The following is a 12,665-nucleotide window of genomic DNA, read 5'->3' as shown; positions in this document are numbered from 1 at the left end:
CCCCCTCCGTCATTGCGAGCGTAGCGAAGCAATCCAGGGATGCGGGCCGTTTCCGAACGTGGCGCTACCTTGGATTGCTTCACTGCGCCCGCGACGACGAATAACGCGGGCTCACGCGGCCTGCGCCGTGTCGAAATCCGGCGGCGTGATCTCTCCCACCCGGTGGCAGGCTACGGCATGGCCTAGGCCGATGGGAAGCAGGGCCGGGTCCTCGGCGCGGCAGCGATCCACCGCGAAGGGGCAACGGCCGGCGAAGCGGCAGCCGGCGGGGGGATCGATGGGGCTCGGCGGCTCGCCACGGACAAGGTAGCGGCTCTTGAGAGCGTCGCGAGCCGGGCCGGCCGGCACGGCGGCTGAGATCAGCGACCAGCTGTAGGGGTGACTCGGGGTGGAGAAGAACGCCGCCGTGGGCGCCTGCTCGACGATCCGGCCGAGATACATCACCGCCACCTCGTCGCAGAGGTGCTGCACCACCCCGAGGTCGTGCGAGATGAAGATGTAGGCGAGACCCCGTTCCGCCTGGAGCCGGTCCAGCAGGTTGAGGATCTGCGCCTGAATCGCGACGTCGAGGGCCGAGACCGCCTCGTCGCAGACGATGATGTCGGGCCGCGTCGCCAGCGCCCGCGCGATACAGAGGCGCTGGCGCTGGCCGCCGGAGAACTGGTGGGGAAACAGGCTCCTCGCCTCCGGCGGCAGGCCGACGCTGGCGAACAGGTCATCGAGGCGAGAGGCTGCCTCCCGACGTGAGAGCCCTTCCAGCAGGCGCAGGGGCTCGGCGACGAGGTCCCCGGCGCTGCGGCGGGGATCGAGGGAGGCGAAGGGGTCCTGGAATACCATCTGGATGTGGCGCCGCGCCTCCCGCAGGCGGGCGCCGCGGACGGCGAGAATGTCCTGCCCGTTCAGCACCACCCGGCCGGATGTGGACGTGACGAGGCGCATCACCCCCTGCGCTGTGGTGGACTTGCCCGAGCCCGACTCGCCGACGATACCGAAGCTCGCGCCCCGTCGCACGGAGAAGCTGACGCCGTCCACGGCATGGACCACGGATCCGCTGCGGCCCGGAAGGGGGAAATAAACCTTGAGATCCTCGACGCGGAGGATCTCGGCTTGAGCCGCCAGCGCGGGGGAATGGGCGTTCATGCGGCTCGGGTCTCCGGGTGCCAGCAGGCGACCGCCCGCGAGGGTCCGTGAGCGGCTAGGGCCGGCTGCGGCCGGTCGAGGCAGGTGGCGTCGGCGCGGTGGCAGCGATCGGCGAAGGCGCAGATCGCCGGGCGCCGTCCCAGCGGAGGGACGAGGCCGGGGATCTCACGCAGGGCCTCCTGCGGGGCCGCCGCAGCGGCACCGAGGCGAAGATGCGGGGTGCAGCCCATCAGCCCCCGCGTGTAGGGGTGCTCGGCCGCCGTCATGACCGCGCGGGTCGCCCCCTGCTCGACGCAGCGCCCGGCATAGAGGACCGCCACCTCGTCGGCGATGTCCGCCACCGCGCCGAGGTCGTGGGTGATGAGCACGATGGCCGTGCCCATCTCGTCCTGAAGCGCCTTCAGGAGGTCGAAGACCTGGGCCTGGACCGTCACGTCGAGCGCCGTGGTCGGCTCGTCGGCGATGAGGAGCTTCGGGCGGCAGGCGAGCGCCATGGCAATCATCACCCGCTGGCGCATGCCGCCGGACAATTCGTGCGGATAGGCGTGCAGGCGCCGCTCAGCCGCCGGGATCTGCACCGCCTTGAGCATCGCCAGCGCCCGGTCGAGGGCATCGCGGCGGCCGAGGCGCTGGTGCAGCTGCAGGGCCTCGCAGATCTGGTCAGCCACCGTGTAGACCGGGTTCAGGGCCGTCATCGGCTCCTGGAAGACCATCGACATCGCGGAGCCCCGCAGCGCCCGCAGGCGGGCGGGCACGGCCTGCGCCACGTCCTCCCCCGCGAGCAGGATGCGCCCGCCCGTCAGCGCGAATCCCTCCGGCAGCAGGCCGAGGATGGCAAGCGCCGTCATGCTCTTGCCGCAGCCGGATTCGCCTACCAGCGCGACGGTCCGCCCCGCCTCCACGGAGAAGCTCAGGCGTTCGAGTACGGGCACGGCGCCGCCGGGCCGGGTCAGGGCGACGGTGAGATCCTCCACCGCGAGGACGGGAGCCGGCTTGCCCATATCCATGGTCAGCTCCGCTTGCGCAGGCGCGGGTTCACCGCGTCGTTGAAGGCATCGCCCACGAGGCTCACGCCCAGGACCGCGAGGAAGATCGCCGCGCCCGGCAGCAGCACCGTCCACCACGCGTCGAGGGCGTAGGCGCGGTTCTGGCCGATCATCAGGCCCCAGCTCATCACGTTGGGATCGCCGAGGCCGAGGAAGCTCAAGGCGCCTTCGAACAGCACGGCCGTGCCGATGGCGAGCGTCGCCGAGACGACGATGGGCGGGGCGGCATTGGGCAGGATCACCCGGCCGATCAGGTAGCCCGGCCCCGCCCCGGCGGCGCGGGCCGCCCTCACGAAGTCGAGGCCGCGCAGGCGCAGGAACTCCGCGCGGGTGAGGCGTGCGGTCGGCGGCCAGGAGACGATCCCGATGGCGACGGTCGTCACCGCGATCTTTTGGCCGAACAAGGTGACGAGCACCATCGCGAAGAGCAGCGTCGGCAGCACCTGAAAGAACTCGGTGAGCTTCATCAGCCCGGCATCGACGGCGCCGCCGAAGAAGCCGGAGAGGGCCCCGAAGGCGACCCCGATCACCACGGTCATCAGCGCCGAGGACAGGCCGACGAGGAGCGTCGCGCGCCCGCCCTGGAGGAGCCCGGCGAGGATGTCCTGCCCGAGATAGTCCGTGCCCAGGATCGGATCGCCCCCCGGAGGCTGGAACGGCGCGCCGACGATCTCGAAGGGATCGACCCCGTAGAGGCTGGGCCCGGCGAGCGCCGCGAAGACCAGGGCGAGGAGGATCGCGAGGCCGACGATCCCGGACGGGTTGCGCAGGAAAAGCCGCAGGGCGGCGAGGCCCGGCGAGGCCGCCTTCCGGGAGACGGGCAGGGCGGCTGGCATGGGGCGGGCCGGCTCCACGGCGAGCGAGGCGCTCATGCGGCCCTCCCGGCGCGAATGCGCGGATCGATCAGGCGGTAGATCAAGTCGGTGACGAGGTTGGCGGCGATCACCAGCATCGCCGAGCAGAACAGGATGCCGAGCAGGGTCGGGTAGTCCCGCCGCAGGATCGATTCGAAGGTGAGCCGCCCGAGGCCAGGCCACGCGAACACCGTCTCCACGAGGATCGCCCCGGCGAAGAGTTGCCCGAACTGAAGCCCTACCATCGTCACGAGGGGGATGAGCGCGTTGCGCAGGGCGTGCTTGCCCATCACCATCCGCTCGGGCAGGCCCTTTGCCCGGGCGGTGCGGATGTAATCCGCCTGCAGCGCGTCGATCATGCTCGTGCGCATCAGGCGGCTGTACTGGGCGACGTAGACGATCCCGAGAGTGAGGGCCGGGAGGACGAGGTGGCGGCCGACATCGAGGATGGCGGCAAGGCCCGTGGCGGGGTTCGCCACGTCGCTCATCCCGGCGACCGGCAGGACCGGCCAGACGGAGGCGAAGAGCACGAGGAGCATCAGCCCGGTCCAGAACACCGGCGCGGCGTTGCCCGCGATGGCCACGAAGGAGACGGCGTGGCTCAACAGGCCGTGGGGTTTTCGCGCGCTGAGGATGCCGAGGCCCGCCCCGACGAGAACGGCGAAGCCGAGGGAGGTCAGGACCAGCAGGGCGGTGGCCGGGAGCCGCCCAAGGATCAGCCGCGAGACCGGCTCGTTGAAATAGAAGGAATAACCGAGGTCGCCCCGCGCCACCCTGCCGACATAGGTCGCGAGCTGTTCTGGGACGCTGCGGTCGAGGCCGTAGCGTGTTCGGACCTCGGCCATAATCTCCGGCGAGGCCCCGCCCATCTCCCCGGCGATGACCTGGGCCGGATCGCCGGGCGCCGCCTGGATCAGCAGGAAGTTCAGCACCACCACCGCAAGCAGCAGGCCGACGACGTTGAGCGAGGTCGCGCCGAGGCGGCGGAGCGCCATCATCGCGAGGCGCCCGCGTCCGCCGCCGTGCCCGCCCAGGCGACCTCATCGAGGGGCGAGAGCGAGCCCCAGATCGACAGGGGCAGCCCCGTGAGGCGCTTGTCGAACACCGCCTTATAGGGGGTCAGGTTGATGTATGCGATCGGCGCCTCGGCGACGACGATCTTCTGGAACTCGCCGTAGAGCGCCTTGCGCTTGGTCGGGTCGGCCTCGATTGCGGCCGCGTTGAGCAGGTCATCGACCTTGGAATTCTTGTACTGCTGCGTATTCGACCAGATCACGCCCTCGCGGATGTCGGTGGAGAGGTAGGTCCGCGCCACACCGATCACCGGGTCACCCCAGTTGAAGACATTGTCCATGGTCAGGTCGAAATCGAAGTTCGAGACGCGCTGCGCCCAGGTCGGGAAGTCCGGGGCGGCGCGGACCTGAAGGGCGATCCCGATGCGCTTCAGGGCCGCGCGCAGGTATTCGGCGACGTTGCGCTGCTGGTCGTTGTCGTTAGGGATGTAATCGATGGTGAGTTGCATCCGCGTGCCGTCGCCGCCCTTCTTCAGGCCGGCCTCGTCCAGCAGCGCATCCGCCTTCGCGACGTCGAGCTTGTAGGCCTGCACTGCGGGCTCGAAGAACGGCGAGCCGGGCACGATGGGACCAGTATCGGGCTTCGCCGCGCCGCCCAGAAGCTTGCCGGTGACAAAGTCGCGGTTGACCGCGTAGGCGATGGCTTGGCGCACCCGCACGTCGTCGAGGGGCTTCTTCCCGCAATTGAAGGCCAGCCAGTTGATCGGGCCGATGCCCTCGAACCCGCGATCGGTGACGGTGAGGTTCGGCGCTTTCGACAGCCGCTCGATGTCCCGCACCGAGGAGAGGAACGGCAGCATGCCGATCTCCCGCCGCTCAGTGGCGATGACGAGGCTGTTCTGGTCCGGGAGGATCCGGTAGACGAGCCGCGCGAGCCGGGGCCGCCCTTCGAGGAAGAACTTGTCGAAGCGTTCGAGCTGGACGGCCTCGCCCTGCTTGTAATCCACGAACTTGAACGGGCCGGAGCCGATAGGCTTGAGGTTGGCCGGGTGGCTCCTGATGTCCTGCCCGTCGCCGTAGATGTGCTTGGGCAGGATCGGCATCAGGCCGGGCGACATGGCGAGCAGCAGCGCTGGGTGCGGGCGCGAGAGCTTGATCACCACGGTGTGGGGGTCGGGGGTCTCCACCGCCGAGACCGGCTCGAGCATGGTCTGGAACGGGTGGTTCGCCTTGATCACACCGATGGAGAAGGCGACGTCCTGTGAGGTCAGCGGCCGGCCGTCGTGGAAGACAGCATTCGTTACGAGTTTGAGCGTGACACTCAGGTTGTCAGGGGCTATCTCCCAGGATTTTGCAAGATACGGCAGTGGGTTCCACTTATCGTCGTAGCGCAGAGGGCTCGCGAAGAGCTGCGTGGAGACCATCCCCGTGGCGATGCCGGATTGCACGGCGCCGTTGAAGTGGCGCGGCACTTGGTTCGTGCCGATCACCAGGGGGGTATCGCCCCCCTCCGCATGCCCTTGCGGTATGCCGAGCAGGGGGACGGCAAGCGCCGAGAGGCCGGTGCCGAGGAGCGTGCGTTTGGTCAGGCGCATCGGTGGACGTCTCCCTGAAGGATGGGCGGCTCGGCCCGAAGCAAGGCGCGATCGAGGATAGAGGCGAAGGCATCCCCGGGGTCGGGATGCCCGGTCGCGATCCCGACGAGTTCGATCCCGCCATTTGACTGCGCCGGCAGCGGCGTGAGGCTCCAGCGGCGTCCGACCATCTGCAGAAGCTGCAACCCCGGCCCGTCGCCGAGGTGGAGGCTGCCCTTCAGCCGCAGGAGCGAAGGGGGGAGGGCGGCCAGCGCACGGGACAAGCTCTCCCGGTCGAAGGCCCCGGCTCGGCGGTAGAGGAAGCGGGCGAAGGCGGTCTCGTGCACGGCCTGCGCGATGGGGAAGCGGGCGCGCGCGGCATCCCGCGACGACACCGTATCAAGGACGAGGACCGCCTCCGGCAGGGCGGCGTCGACCGTCTCCACCACCGACACGCCGGGGCGCAGGGAGGCCAGGACTTCCCGCGCCGAGGACATGGCCGAAGGATCGACGAGATCACACTTGTTCAGCACGAGCAGATCCGCCGCGCGGATCTGGCGGGCGACCGTGTCGCCGAGGCGTGGGTCGGCGGCAAGCGCGGGAAGGCGCTCGGCATCGGCCAGCACGATCACGCCCTGGAGGACGAGGCCAGGCTCCACCAGGGCGATCTCCGCGATAGCGCCGGGATCGCCGACGCCACTCGCCTCGATCACCATGTGGTCGAAGGGCCCCGGCTCGGCGAGCACCCGCATCAGCGTGTCGAGGAAGCCGTCCGCGAGGCTGCAGCAGACGCAGCCGTTCGTGAGCCGCAGGGTCTTCCCGTCATGATCGGCCACGAGGCCCGCATCGACGTTGATGGCGCCGAAATCGTTGACAAGGACGGCGTAACGGCCCCTCGCGCCGGTGAGCAGCCGGTTGAGCAACGTGGTCTTGCCGGCCCCGAGGAAGCCGCCGAGCACGGTCAGCGGGCAGCGCGTGGCCGGGGCGGGCAGCCGGTGCTTCATGCCGGTGGGACCTCAAACACCCGGCCCCCGAGGATCGTGGCGTGGACGGCGATGTCCCGGAGATGTTCCGGCGGCGTCTCCAGGGGATCGGCGTCGAGCACCGCGAAATCCGCGAACTTGCCCGCCTCGATGGAGCCCACCAAGTGGTCCATGCGCAGGGTGTAGGCGGCTCCGAGCGTGACCGCGTGCAGCGCCTGCGGCACGGTCAGCCGTTCCTCCGGCCCGAGTAGGCGGCCCGAGGACGAGAGGCGGTTCACCGCGCACCAGGCGGTGAAGAGCGGCCCCAGCGGCGTGACCGGCGCGTCCGAATGGATCGAGAACGGGATGCCGAGCCGCGCCGCGCTGCCAGCCGCATTGAGCCGGGCCGCCCGTTCCGGCCCCATGGTCAGGTCGTGATGGGCATCGCCCCAATAGTAGAGGTGGTTCGAGAACAGGTTGAGGCACAGGCCGAGCGCCTTGACCCGGCGCAACTGCGCTTCGGTGGCCATCTGGCAGTGCTGGAGGGTGTGGCGGTGGTCCGGGCGCGGATGGGCGATCTGCGCCTTCTCGACGGCGTCGAGGGCCGCATCGGTGGCCTCGTTGCCGTTGGTGTGGATGTGCAGCTGGATGCCGGCTGCGTGGTAGGCCCCCACGATCCGGTCGAGATCCTCGGGCGCCACATACCAGAGGCCGTTCGGGGCGCCGTTGTGGTAGCCCGGTGGCAGAAGCCGGGCGGTGAAGCCCTGGATCGAGCCGTCCACGATGATCTTGACGATCCCGAAGCGCAGCTGATCGGTGTTCGCCTCTCGGAGTCGGGCGATCTTGGCGATCCCCTCCTCTGGCGGGCAGGAGACAGAGGCGAGGGCCGGCACGATCCGTACCGGCAGATCCTCGCCGCAGGCGCTCCGGTAGACCGCAACGGAAGCGTCGGTCAGCTCGTTGTGCAGATCGGCGATGGTGGTGATGCCCTGAAGCTGCGCAGCCGCGCCGAAGCGGGCCACGTCGCCCGCGTCGAGCGCCCCGCTCATCGGATTGTAGCCGAGGCCTCGGAACAGGCGCAGCCGCGCGGCGATGCCTTGCAGCTCGCCCGACGGCGTGCCGTCCGGCAGCTTCGGGACACCGTCGATCATCGTCCCGGCATCGAAGCCCGCCATCTCCAGGAGCAGGCTGTTGACGTTGGTGATGTGCAGGCTGGCGTGGTGGACCATCACCGGCCGCGTGGTCGAGACCCGGTCGAGGTCGTGGCGTGTCAGCCTCGCTCCCCGAAGATGCAGCGGGTCGAACCCCCAGCCGTAGAGCAGCTTGTCCGGATCCGCGATCGCCGCCGAGGCCTCCGCGAGGCGCGCGGTAACGGCCTTAATGGTCCGTAGGCCGAGGACGTGGCGCCCATCCGGGCTGCGCCGGTCGCCCGCGCCGACATAGGTCTGCTGCCACAGCGTGCCTTCCATCACGTGGGCATGGCCCTCGACGAAGCCGGGCAGCATGATCTTGTCGGCGAACCTGCGATCGAGCGTCCCGCCGAGTTCCGCGACCTCTCCGGCATCGCCCACCATGAGCACCCGGCCGCCCCGCACCGCCACGTGAGTGGCGACGGGCCGCGCGGGATTCATCGTGTGGATCCCCCGAACCTCGAAGATCGTGATGTCGGTCGGCATTGCGTTCCCCGTCGGTTCCGCAACGATGCCGGTCGTTCGGTCTCCCCCGCTAGCGCCAGATGCTGGGGATAAGGGGAGCCAGGATCGGGCGGTGGCGCGGGAAGGCCAACGCCAGGCCGCTCAGCGGGCGATGGGTCGTGGATCGGGAGGTCCTGAAACTGAGGCTGCTCCTGTGGGCGTCATCGACGCCGAGCGGCACGAGCTCGACGGGGAACGAGCCGGAAAGCGGCTGGCCACCGTCAGCGATCTTACCGCCGCATCAGCCTTGAAGGTGTGTCTGCTTTTCCGGCAGCCCTCCTTCAAGACAGACCGGCGGCTTTCGGCCAACATCGGTTGCTCGGCTGGGTGGAATGGGACTGCCTGGAACCGGACCTTCCCAGAGCCCGCTTCGGGTTCGGAGTTCGCCACAGCCTCGCGGCTCCGCGCCACAAGGCGATCCTCGTCAGAGATGCCGTGAGGGGTCGAAGCCGCCCGCAGCACGGATATGCGCTGGCGTCGATTTGGAGAGTCCGCACCTTCAGCCTCCTGCTCGCACTGAGGCGCAGAGCGCTCCTGCGCCCCGCCATGGGGGATCCCCGAAGAAGGAGGTGGGGTTTTAGGGAGAGGCGGAGCGCATCACCGCAAGCCTGAACCTGGCTTGTTCAAGGTATCGCTGGAGCGTGCCGACCACCGGCAAAGAAGCGGCGCGCCACCCTACCGGACCGCGAACGCGATGCGACGGGCTCTGTGGGCGGATTGCGCAACGCGAGGGAATGCGGAGTGGGATCATCATGCCTACCGCCCTGACTGACGAAACCATCGAGGTCGTGAAAGCGACGGTGCCGGCTCTTGAAGCGCACGGCCGAGATATCACAGACCGCATGTACGCGCGGCTGTTTCGTACACCGGAGATCCGTGACCTGTTCAACCAGTCACATCACGGCGAAACCGGATCGCAGTCGAGGGCCCTGGCTGCTGCGATCATCGCCTACGCGCGCAACATCGAGAACCTCGGCGTGCTCGCCTCGCGTGTGGAGCGCATCACGCAAAAGCATATCGGTCTGCAGATCCTGCCGCGCCACTATCCCTTCGTGGCCGACGCTTTGCTCGGTGCCATCAAGGATGTGCTCGGCGACGCAGCCACGGACCCGATCCTTGCTGCGTGGGGCGAGGCCTACTGGTTCCTGGCCGATTTGCTGATGGCGCGCGAGGCGGACCTGTATGCCCAAGTTGCTGCTGCACCGGGCGGCTGGAGCGGCTGGCGAGATTTTGTCGTGGCGAGCACGAAGCAGGAAAGCGAAATCATCCGCTCGTTCGTGCTGTTGCCGATGGATGGTGGACCTGTATTGCAGCACCGCCCAGGCCAGTACCTAACGTTCACTCTGAACCTGCCAGACGTCGGTGAGATCAAGCGCAACTACTCGATCTCCTCCGGCCCTGAGGACCGCACCTACCGGATCACGGTCAAGCGCGAGGCGTGGCCTGGACTTCCGCCTGGGATTGCCTCCAACTGGCTGCACGATCAGGCGAGAGACGGCACCGTGCTGAAGGTAGCGCCTCCAGCCGGTGACTTCTACCTGGACGAGAGTGGCATTGGCCCGGTCGTCCTGCTCAGCGGCGGGGTCGGGCTGACTCCGATGGTCAGCATGCTCGAAGCCATCGTACGCTCCGGTAGCGGCCGACCGACCTGGTTCGTGCACGGTGCGGAGAACGGTCGCGTCCATGCCATGCGCGAACATGTACGAGCCCTTGCGGGGGGAGCTCAGGGCGTCACCCTGCGGACCTTTTACAACAAGCCTGAGAGCGCGGACGTACAGGGCCGTGATTGTGATGAGCCGGGGTTCATCACGGCGGACTGGTTGGCACAGAACACCCCTATGAAGGAGGCGGTCTACTACCTCTGCGGGCCCCGGCCGTTCTTGCGGGCACTGGTTGGCAGTTTGGCGCGAACGGGCGTGCCGCTTGGTCGGATCCGCTACGAGTTCTTCGGACCGGCAGATGAACTGTTGGCAGCTTGAGGGCGAGGGATGGGTCCAGTTGGCTCGAGCTATGTGGGCGCCGGTCTCAGGCGCACGTGGGGCGACAGCCGCGATCAGAGATATACGAGCCAACTCTGGACGACACCGCGCGCAGAAAACGGGGATGCCCAGCGTGCCTTATTAATCCAGGAACATCATCGACCAACAATCAGGCCGACACAAAGGACATCGCGCAAGGCGGCATCATTGTTTTCGGCACAATGCGATCCCCATGGGCTGAGTATGAGCTGTCTGTTTAGCGTCGAATTCGGGAGCGATCGCCACTTTTTTCTCCAGTCCGCCCGCTGCCGGCGATGAGCTTGCCCGATGTCCCGTTCCTGGCTGGCCTGGACCCGGCTGCGGCAGCCGCGATCCGCCAGCGCATGGTTCCCGTCGCCGTTCCTGGCGGCCGAGCTCTGTTCGAGGAGGGTGAGGAAGGCGACGCTCTCTACACACTCGTGACCGGGTGTGTCGGTATCTCAACCCGCGATCCGCGCACGGGCGCATTACGGCGGATTGTGCGGCTTCGACCGCCGGACACGGTGGGCGAAATGGCCCTTCTCTCGCCGGCTCCGCGGTCGGCCACCGCGACGGCGTTGCGCGATTCACATCTGCTGCGGCTGACCCGCGAGGCATTCCAAGAGGTCGTCGAGCGCCATCCCGGGATGTTGCTCTACTTCGCTGATCTTCTCGCCAGACGTTTACGCAGGGCTGGACACGGCCGGCCCCGGCGCCCAGCACCCCGAACGATCGCGGTGCTCCCGGTAACACAGGGACAAGCGGCGGTCCCGTTGGCGTACCGGCTTGCTCAGGCTTTCAACGAGACCCTTCCTGGCCGCACTGGCTGCCTCGCGGAGTGGCCACAGGGGGCAGATGAAGTATGGTTCCACGCCTTCGAGATGGCGCACGCGCGCACGATCTTAGTCGCGCCCGAACTGGATGGTCCCTGGTGCCAAGTCTGCCTGCACCATGCCGACCATGTCCTCCTAGTGGCCCAACCAGGCGCGGCGCCTCTACCCGGCGTTGCGGAATGCCTCGCTTCTATCCCGGCGGACTGGATACGGATTGATCTGGTGGTCCGTGAGGAGCCCGGGATTCACCTACCTCGGCTGGTGCACCCCGAACTCCGCGCACTGCCGATCTCCATGCAGATCCACGTCCGCGAGGGCAACGCCGCCGATCATGACCGGCTCGCACGGCTCGCCAGCGGCTTCGCGCGCGGCCTGGTGCTCGGCGGCGGCGGCGCTCGCGGCCTCGCCCATCTCGGGGTGCTCCAGGCCTTGGACGAAGCCGGGCTGACGGTCGATTTCGTCGGCGGCACGAGCATGGGAGCGATCATCGCGGCGAGCTTCGCGACAGGCACGAGCTTGGACCGTATCCGCAGCTGGGCCGCGGAAGACTTCTCCGGCCGGAACCCTCTGAACGATTACACTCTGCCTTACGTCGCTCTTACCCGGGGAGCCAAGGTCGATGCTGCGCTGGCTCGTCGCTTCGGGAATGTGCGCATCGAGCAGCTGTGGCTGCCCTTCTTCTGCGTATCCTCGAACCTCAGCACTGGCGAGGTCATGGTCCATGACAAGGGCAGCCTCGCGGAGGCATTGCGCGCCAGCATCGCGGTTCCCGGCCTCTTGCCACCTGTCAGCACGAACGAGGGCGTTCTGGTCGACGGTGGAATGATGAACAACCTGCCCGCCGACGTGATGGCGGATTTGGAGCGCGGGACCGTCCTCGCCATCGACGTCGGGAGTGACCTCGCATTTCGCGAGACGCCGAGGCGAAGTTGGCGGGGGCACCTGTTACGCAAGTGGCTCGGTATCTCCGAGACGATGCCGGCGATGGCTCCGTTGCTCCTGCGCGCAGCGACTGTCTCCGGCGACGCCCAGACGATGAGAGCCGTCAGCCGGGCCACTGCGGTGCTCAAGCCGCCCCTGGCCGGCATCGACCTGCGGGCGTGGGGGGCCCTCGAGGCGGCCTCTGAACTCGGCTATCACTACGCCCGCAAGGCGATTGCGGAGGGGCGGCTGAGACGATGGTGGGGCGAACCGGAGGGCAGTTCCAGCGTGCCGCCAGGGGGAACTTTGTAGGAACGAAAGCTGCATATCCGCCTTCGGTGAATCCCTGACTGCAGCGCATAGCAGCAGCGCCAAGCCTCGCCCGCATGCCCCGCCGGATCGTGAGCGAACCCGTCGCCTCGCTCCGTCGCAGTCATTGCGGCCGCCTGCTGCACCCGGCTGCCTTCGCCAGCGGTAGTGAATTGGGTGACCATCCCGCGAGGCATGTGGATCGGCGCCGAAAGGGGTCCACCCGCCTGCCAAATCTGGGTGTTGAGGGCGTTCAGGATCATGGTCCGGCATCGGAGCAGAGGCGGCAAATTCGCAGAAGCCCAGTGCGCCGAGAACGGCC

General features: G+C 68.2%; 9 protein-coding genes. 2 read left to right on the top strand and 7 right to left on the bottom strand.

Features of this window, described 5'->3' with window-relative positions:
• Positions 1-111 precede the first annotated feature (111 nt).
• Genes ACYCO6_RS14940 through ACYCO6_RS14910 form a run of 7 tightly spaced genes read right to left on the bottom strand, consistent with a single transcriptional unit; the run spans position 112 to position 8,265 of the window.
• Positions 112-1,140, bottom strand: coding sequence for an ABC transporter ATP-binding protein (locus tag ACYCO6_RS14940; RefSeq protein ID WP_459772560.1), 1,029 nt, complete (start codon positions 1,138-1,140; stop codon positions 112-114).
• Complete coding sequence (locus ACYCO6_RS14935) at positions 1,137-2,147, bottom strand: ABC transporter ATP-binding protein (RefSeq protein ID WP_459772558.1); 1,011 nt, start codon at positions 2,145-2,147, stop codon at positions 1,137-1,139. Before ACYCO6_RS14935 ends, ACYCO6_RS14940 begins: the two co-directional genes overlap by 4 nt.
• A gap of 2 nt (positions 2,148-2,149) precedes the next feature.
• Positions 2,150-3,058: an ABC transporter permease gene (locus ACYCO6_RS14930; RefSeq protein WP_459772556.1), complete on the bottom strand. Its 909-nt coding sequence runs from the start codon at positions 3,056-3,058 to the stop codon at positions 2,150-2,152.
• Complete coding sequence (locus ACYCO6_RS14925) at positions 3,055-4,038, bottom strand: ABC transporter permease (protein WP_459772554.1); 984 nt, start codon at positions 4,036-4,038, stop codon at positions 3,055-3,057. Before ACYCO6_RS14925 ends, ACYCO6_RS14930 begins: the two co-directional genes overlap by 4 nt.
• Positions 4,035-5,648 (bottom strand): ABC transporter substrate-binding protein, encoded by a 1,614-nt coding sequence (locus ACYCO6_RS14920; RefSeq protein WP_459772553.1) that lies wholly within the window; start codon positions 5,646-5,648, stop codon positions 4,035-4,037. Before ACYCO6_RS14920 ends, ACYCO6_RS14925 begins: the two co-directional genes overlap by 4 nt.
• Entirely contained in the window at positions 5,639-6,631 is a 993-nt protein-coding gene (locus tag ACYCO6_RS14915; RefSeq protein ID WP_459772551.1) for a CobW family GTP-binding protein, read from the bottom strand. Before ACYCO6_RS14915 ends, ACYCO6_RS14920 begins: the two co-directional genes overlap by 10 nt.
• Complete coding sequence (locus ACYCO6_RS14910) at positions 6,628-8,265, bottom strand: amidohydrolase (protein ID WP_459772550.1); 1,638 nt, start codon at positions 8,263-8,265, stop codon at positions 6,628-6,630. The genes ACYCO6_RS14915 and ACYCO6_RS14910 overlap by 4 nt, the downstream gene beginning before the upstream one ends.
• A 770-nt stretch (positions 8,266-9,035) precedes the next feature.
• Between ACYCO6_RS14910 and hmpA the strand changes: the two genes are divergently transcribed.
• The gene (gene hmpA / locus ACYCO6_RS14905) at positions 9,036-10,262 is read left to right on the top strand and encodes an NO-inducible flavohemoprotein (protein WP_459772549.1); all 1,227 of its coding nucleotides are present in this window, start codon (positions 9,036-9,038) and stop codon (positions 10,260-10,262) included.
• Between the two features lie 314 nt (positions 10,263-10,576).
• Positions 10,577-12,346: a patatin-like phospholipase family protein gene (locus ACYCO6_RS14900; RefSeq protein ID WP_459772548.1), complete on the top strand. Its 1,770-nt coding sequence runs from the start codon at positions 10,577-10,579 to the stop codon at positions 12,344-12,346.
• The last annotated feature ends 319 nt before the right edge of the window (positions 12,347-12,665 follow it).

The sequence above is a fragment of the Methylobacterium sp. CM6257 genome, from assembly GCF_054611515.1.
Note: the sequence above shows the minus strand (reverse complement) of the source record. Positions and strands in the feature narration are given on the sequence as shown.

Bases quoted from the DNA above. Each gene is read 5' to 3' on its own strand.
- ACYCO6_RS14940 (WP_459772560.1), bottom strand. From the start codon at position 1,140: ATGAACGCCCATTCCCCCGCGCTGGCGGCTCAAGCCGAGATCCTCCGC.
- ACYCO6_RS14935 (WP_459772558.1), bottom strand. From the start codon at position 2,147: ATGGATATGGGCAAGCCGGCTCCCGTCCTCGCGGTGGAGGATCTCACC.
- ACYCO6_RS14930 (WP_459772556.1), bottom strand. From the start codon at position 3,058: ATGAGCGCCTCGCTCGCCGTGGAGCCGGCCCGCCCCATGCCAGCCGCC.
- ACYCO6_RS14925 (WP_459772554.1), bottom strand. From the start codon at position 4,038: ATGATGGCGCTCCGCCGCCTCGGCGCGACCTCGCTCAACGTCGTCGGC.
- ACYCO6_RS14920 (WP_459772553.1), bottom strand. From the start codon at position 5,648: ATGCGCCTGACCAAACGCACGCTCCTCGGCACCGGCCTCTCGGCGCTT.
- ACYCO6_RS14915 (WP_459772551.1), bottom strand. From the start codon at position 6,631: ATGAAGCACCGGCTGCCCGCCCCGGCCACGCGCTGCCCGCTGACCGTG.
- ACYCO6_RS14910 (WP_459772550.1), bottom strand. From the start codon at position 8,265: ATGCCGACCGACATCACGATCTTCGAGGTTCGGGGGATCCACACGATG.
- hmpA (WP_459772549.1), top strand. From the start codon at position 9,036: ATGCCTACCGCCCTGACTGACGAAACCATCGAGGTCGTGAAAGCGACG.
- ACYCO6_RS14900 (WP_459772548.1), top strand. From the start codon at position 10,577: ATGAGCTTGCCCGATGTCCCGTTCCTGGCTGGCCTGGACCCGGCTGCG.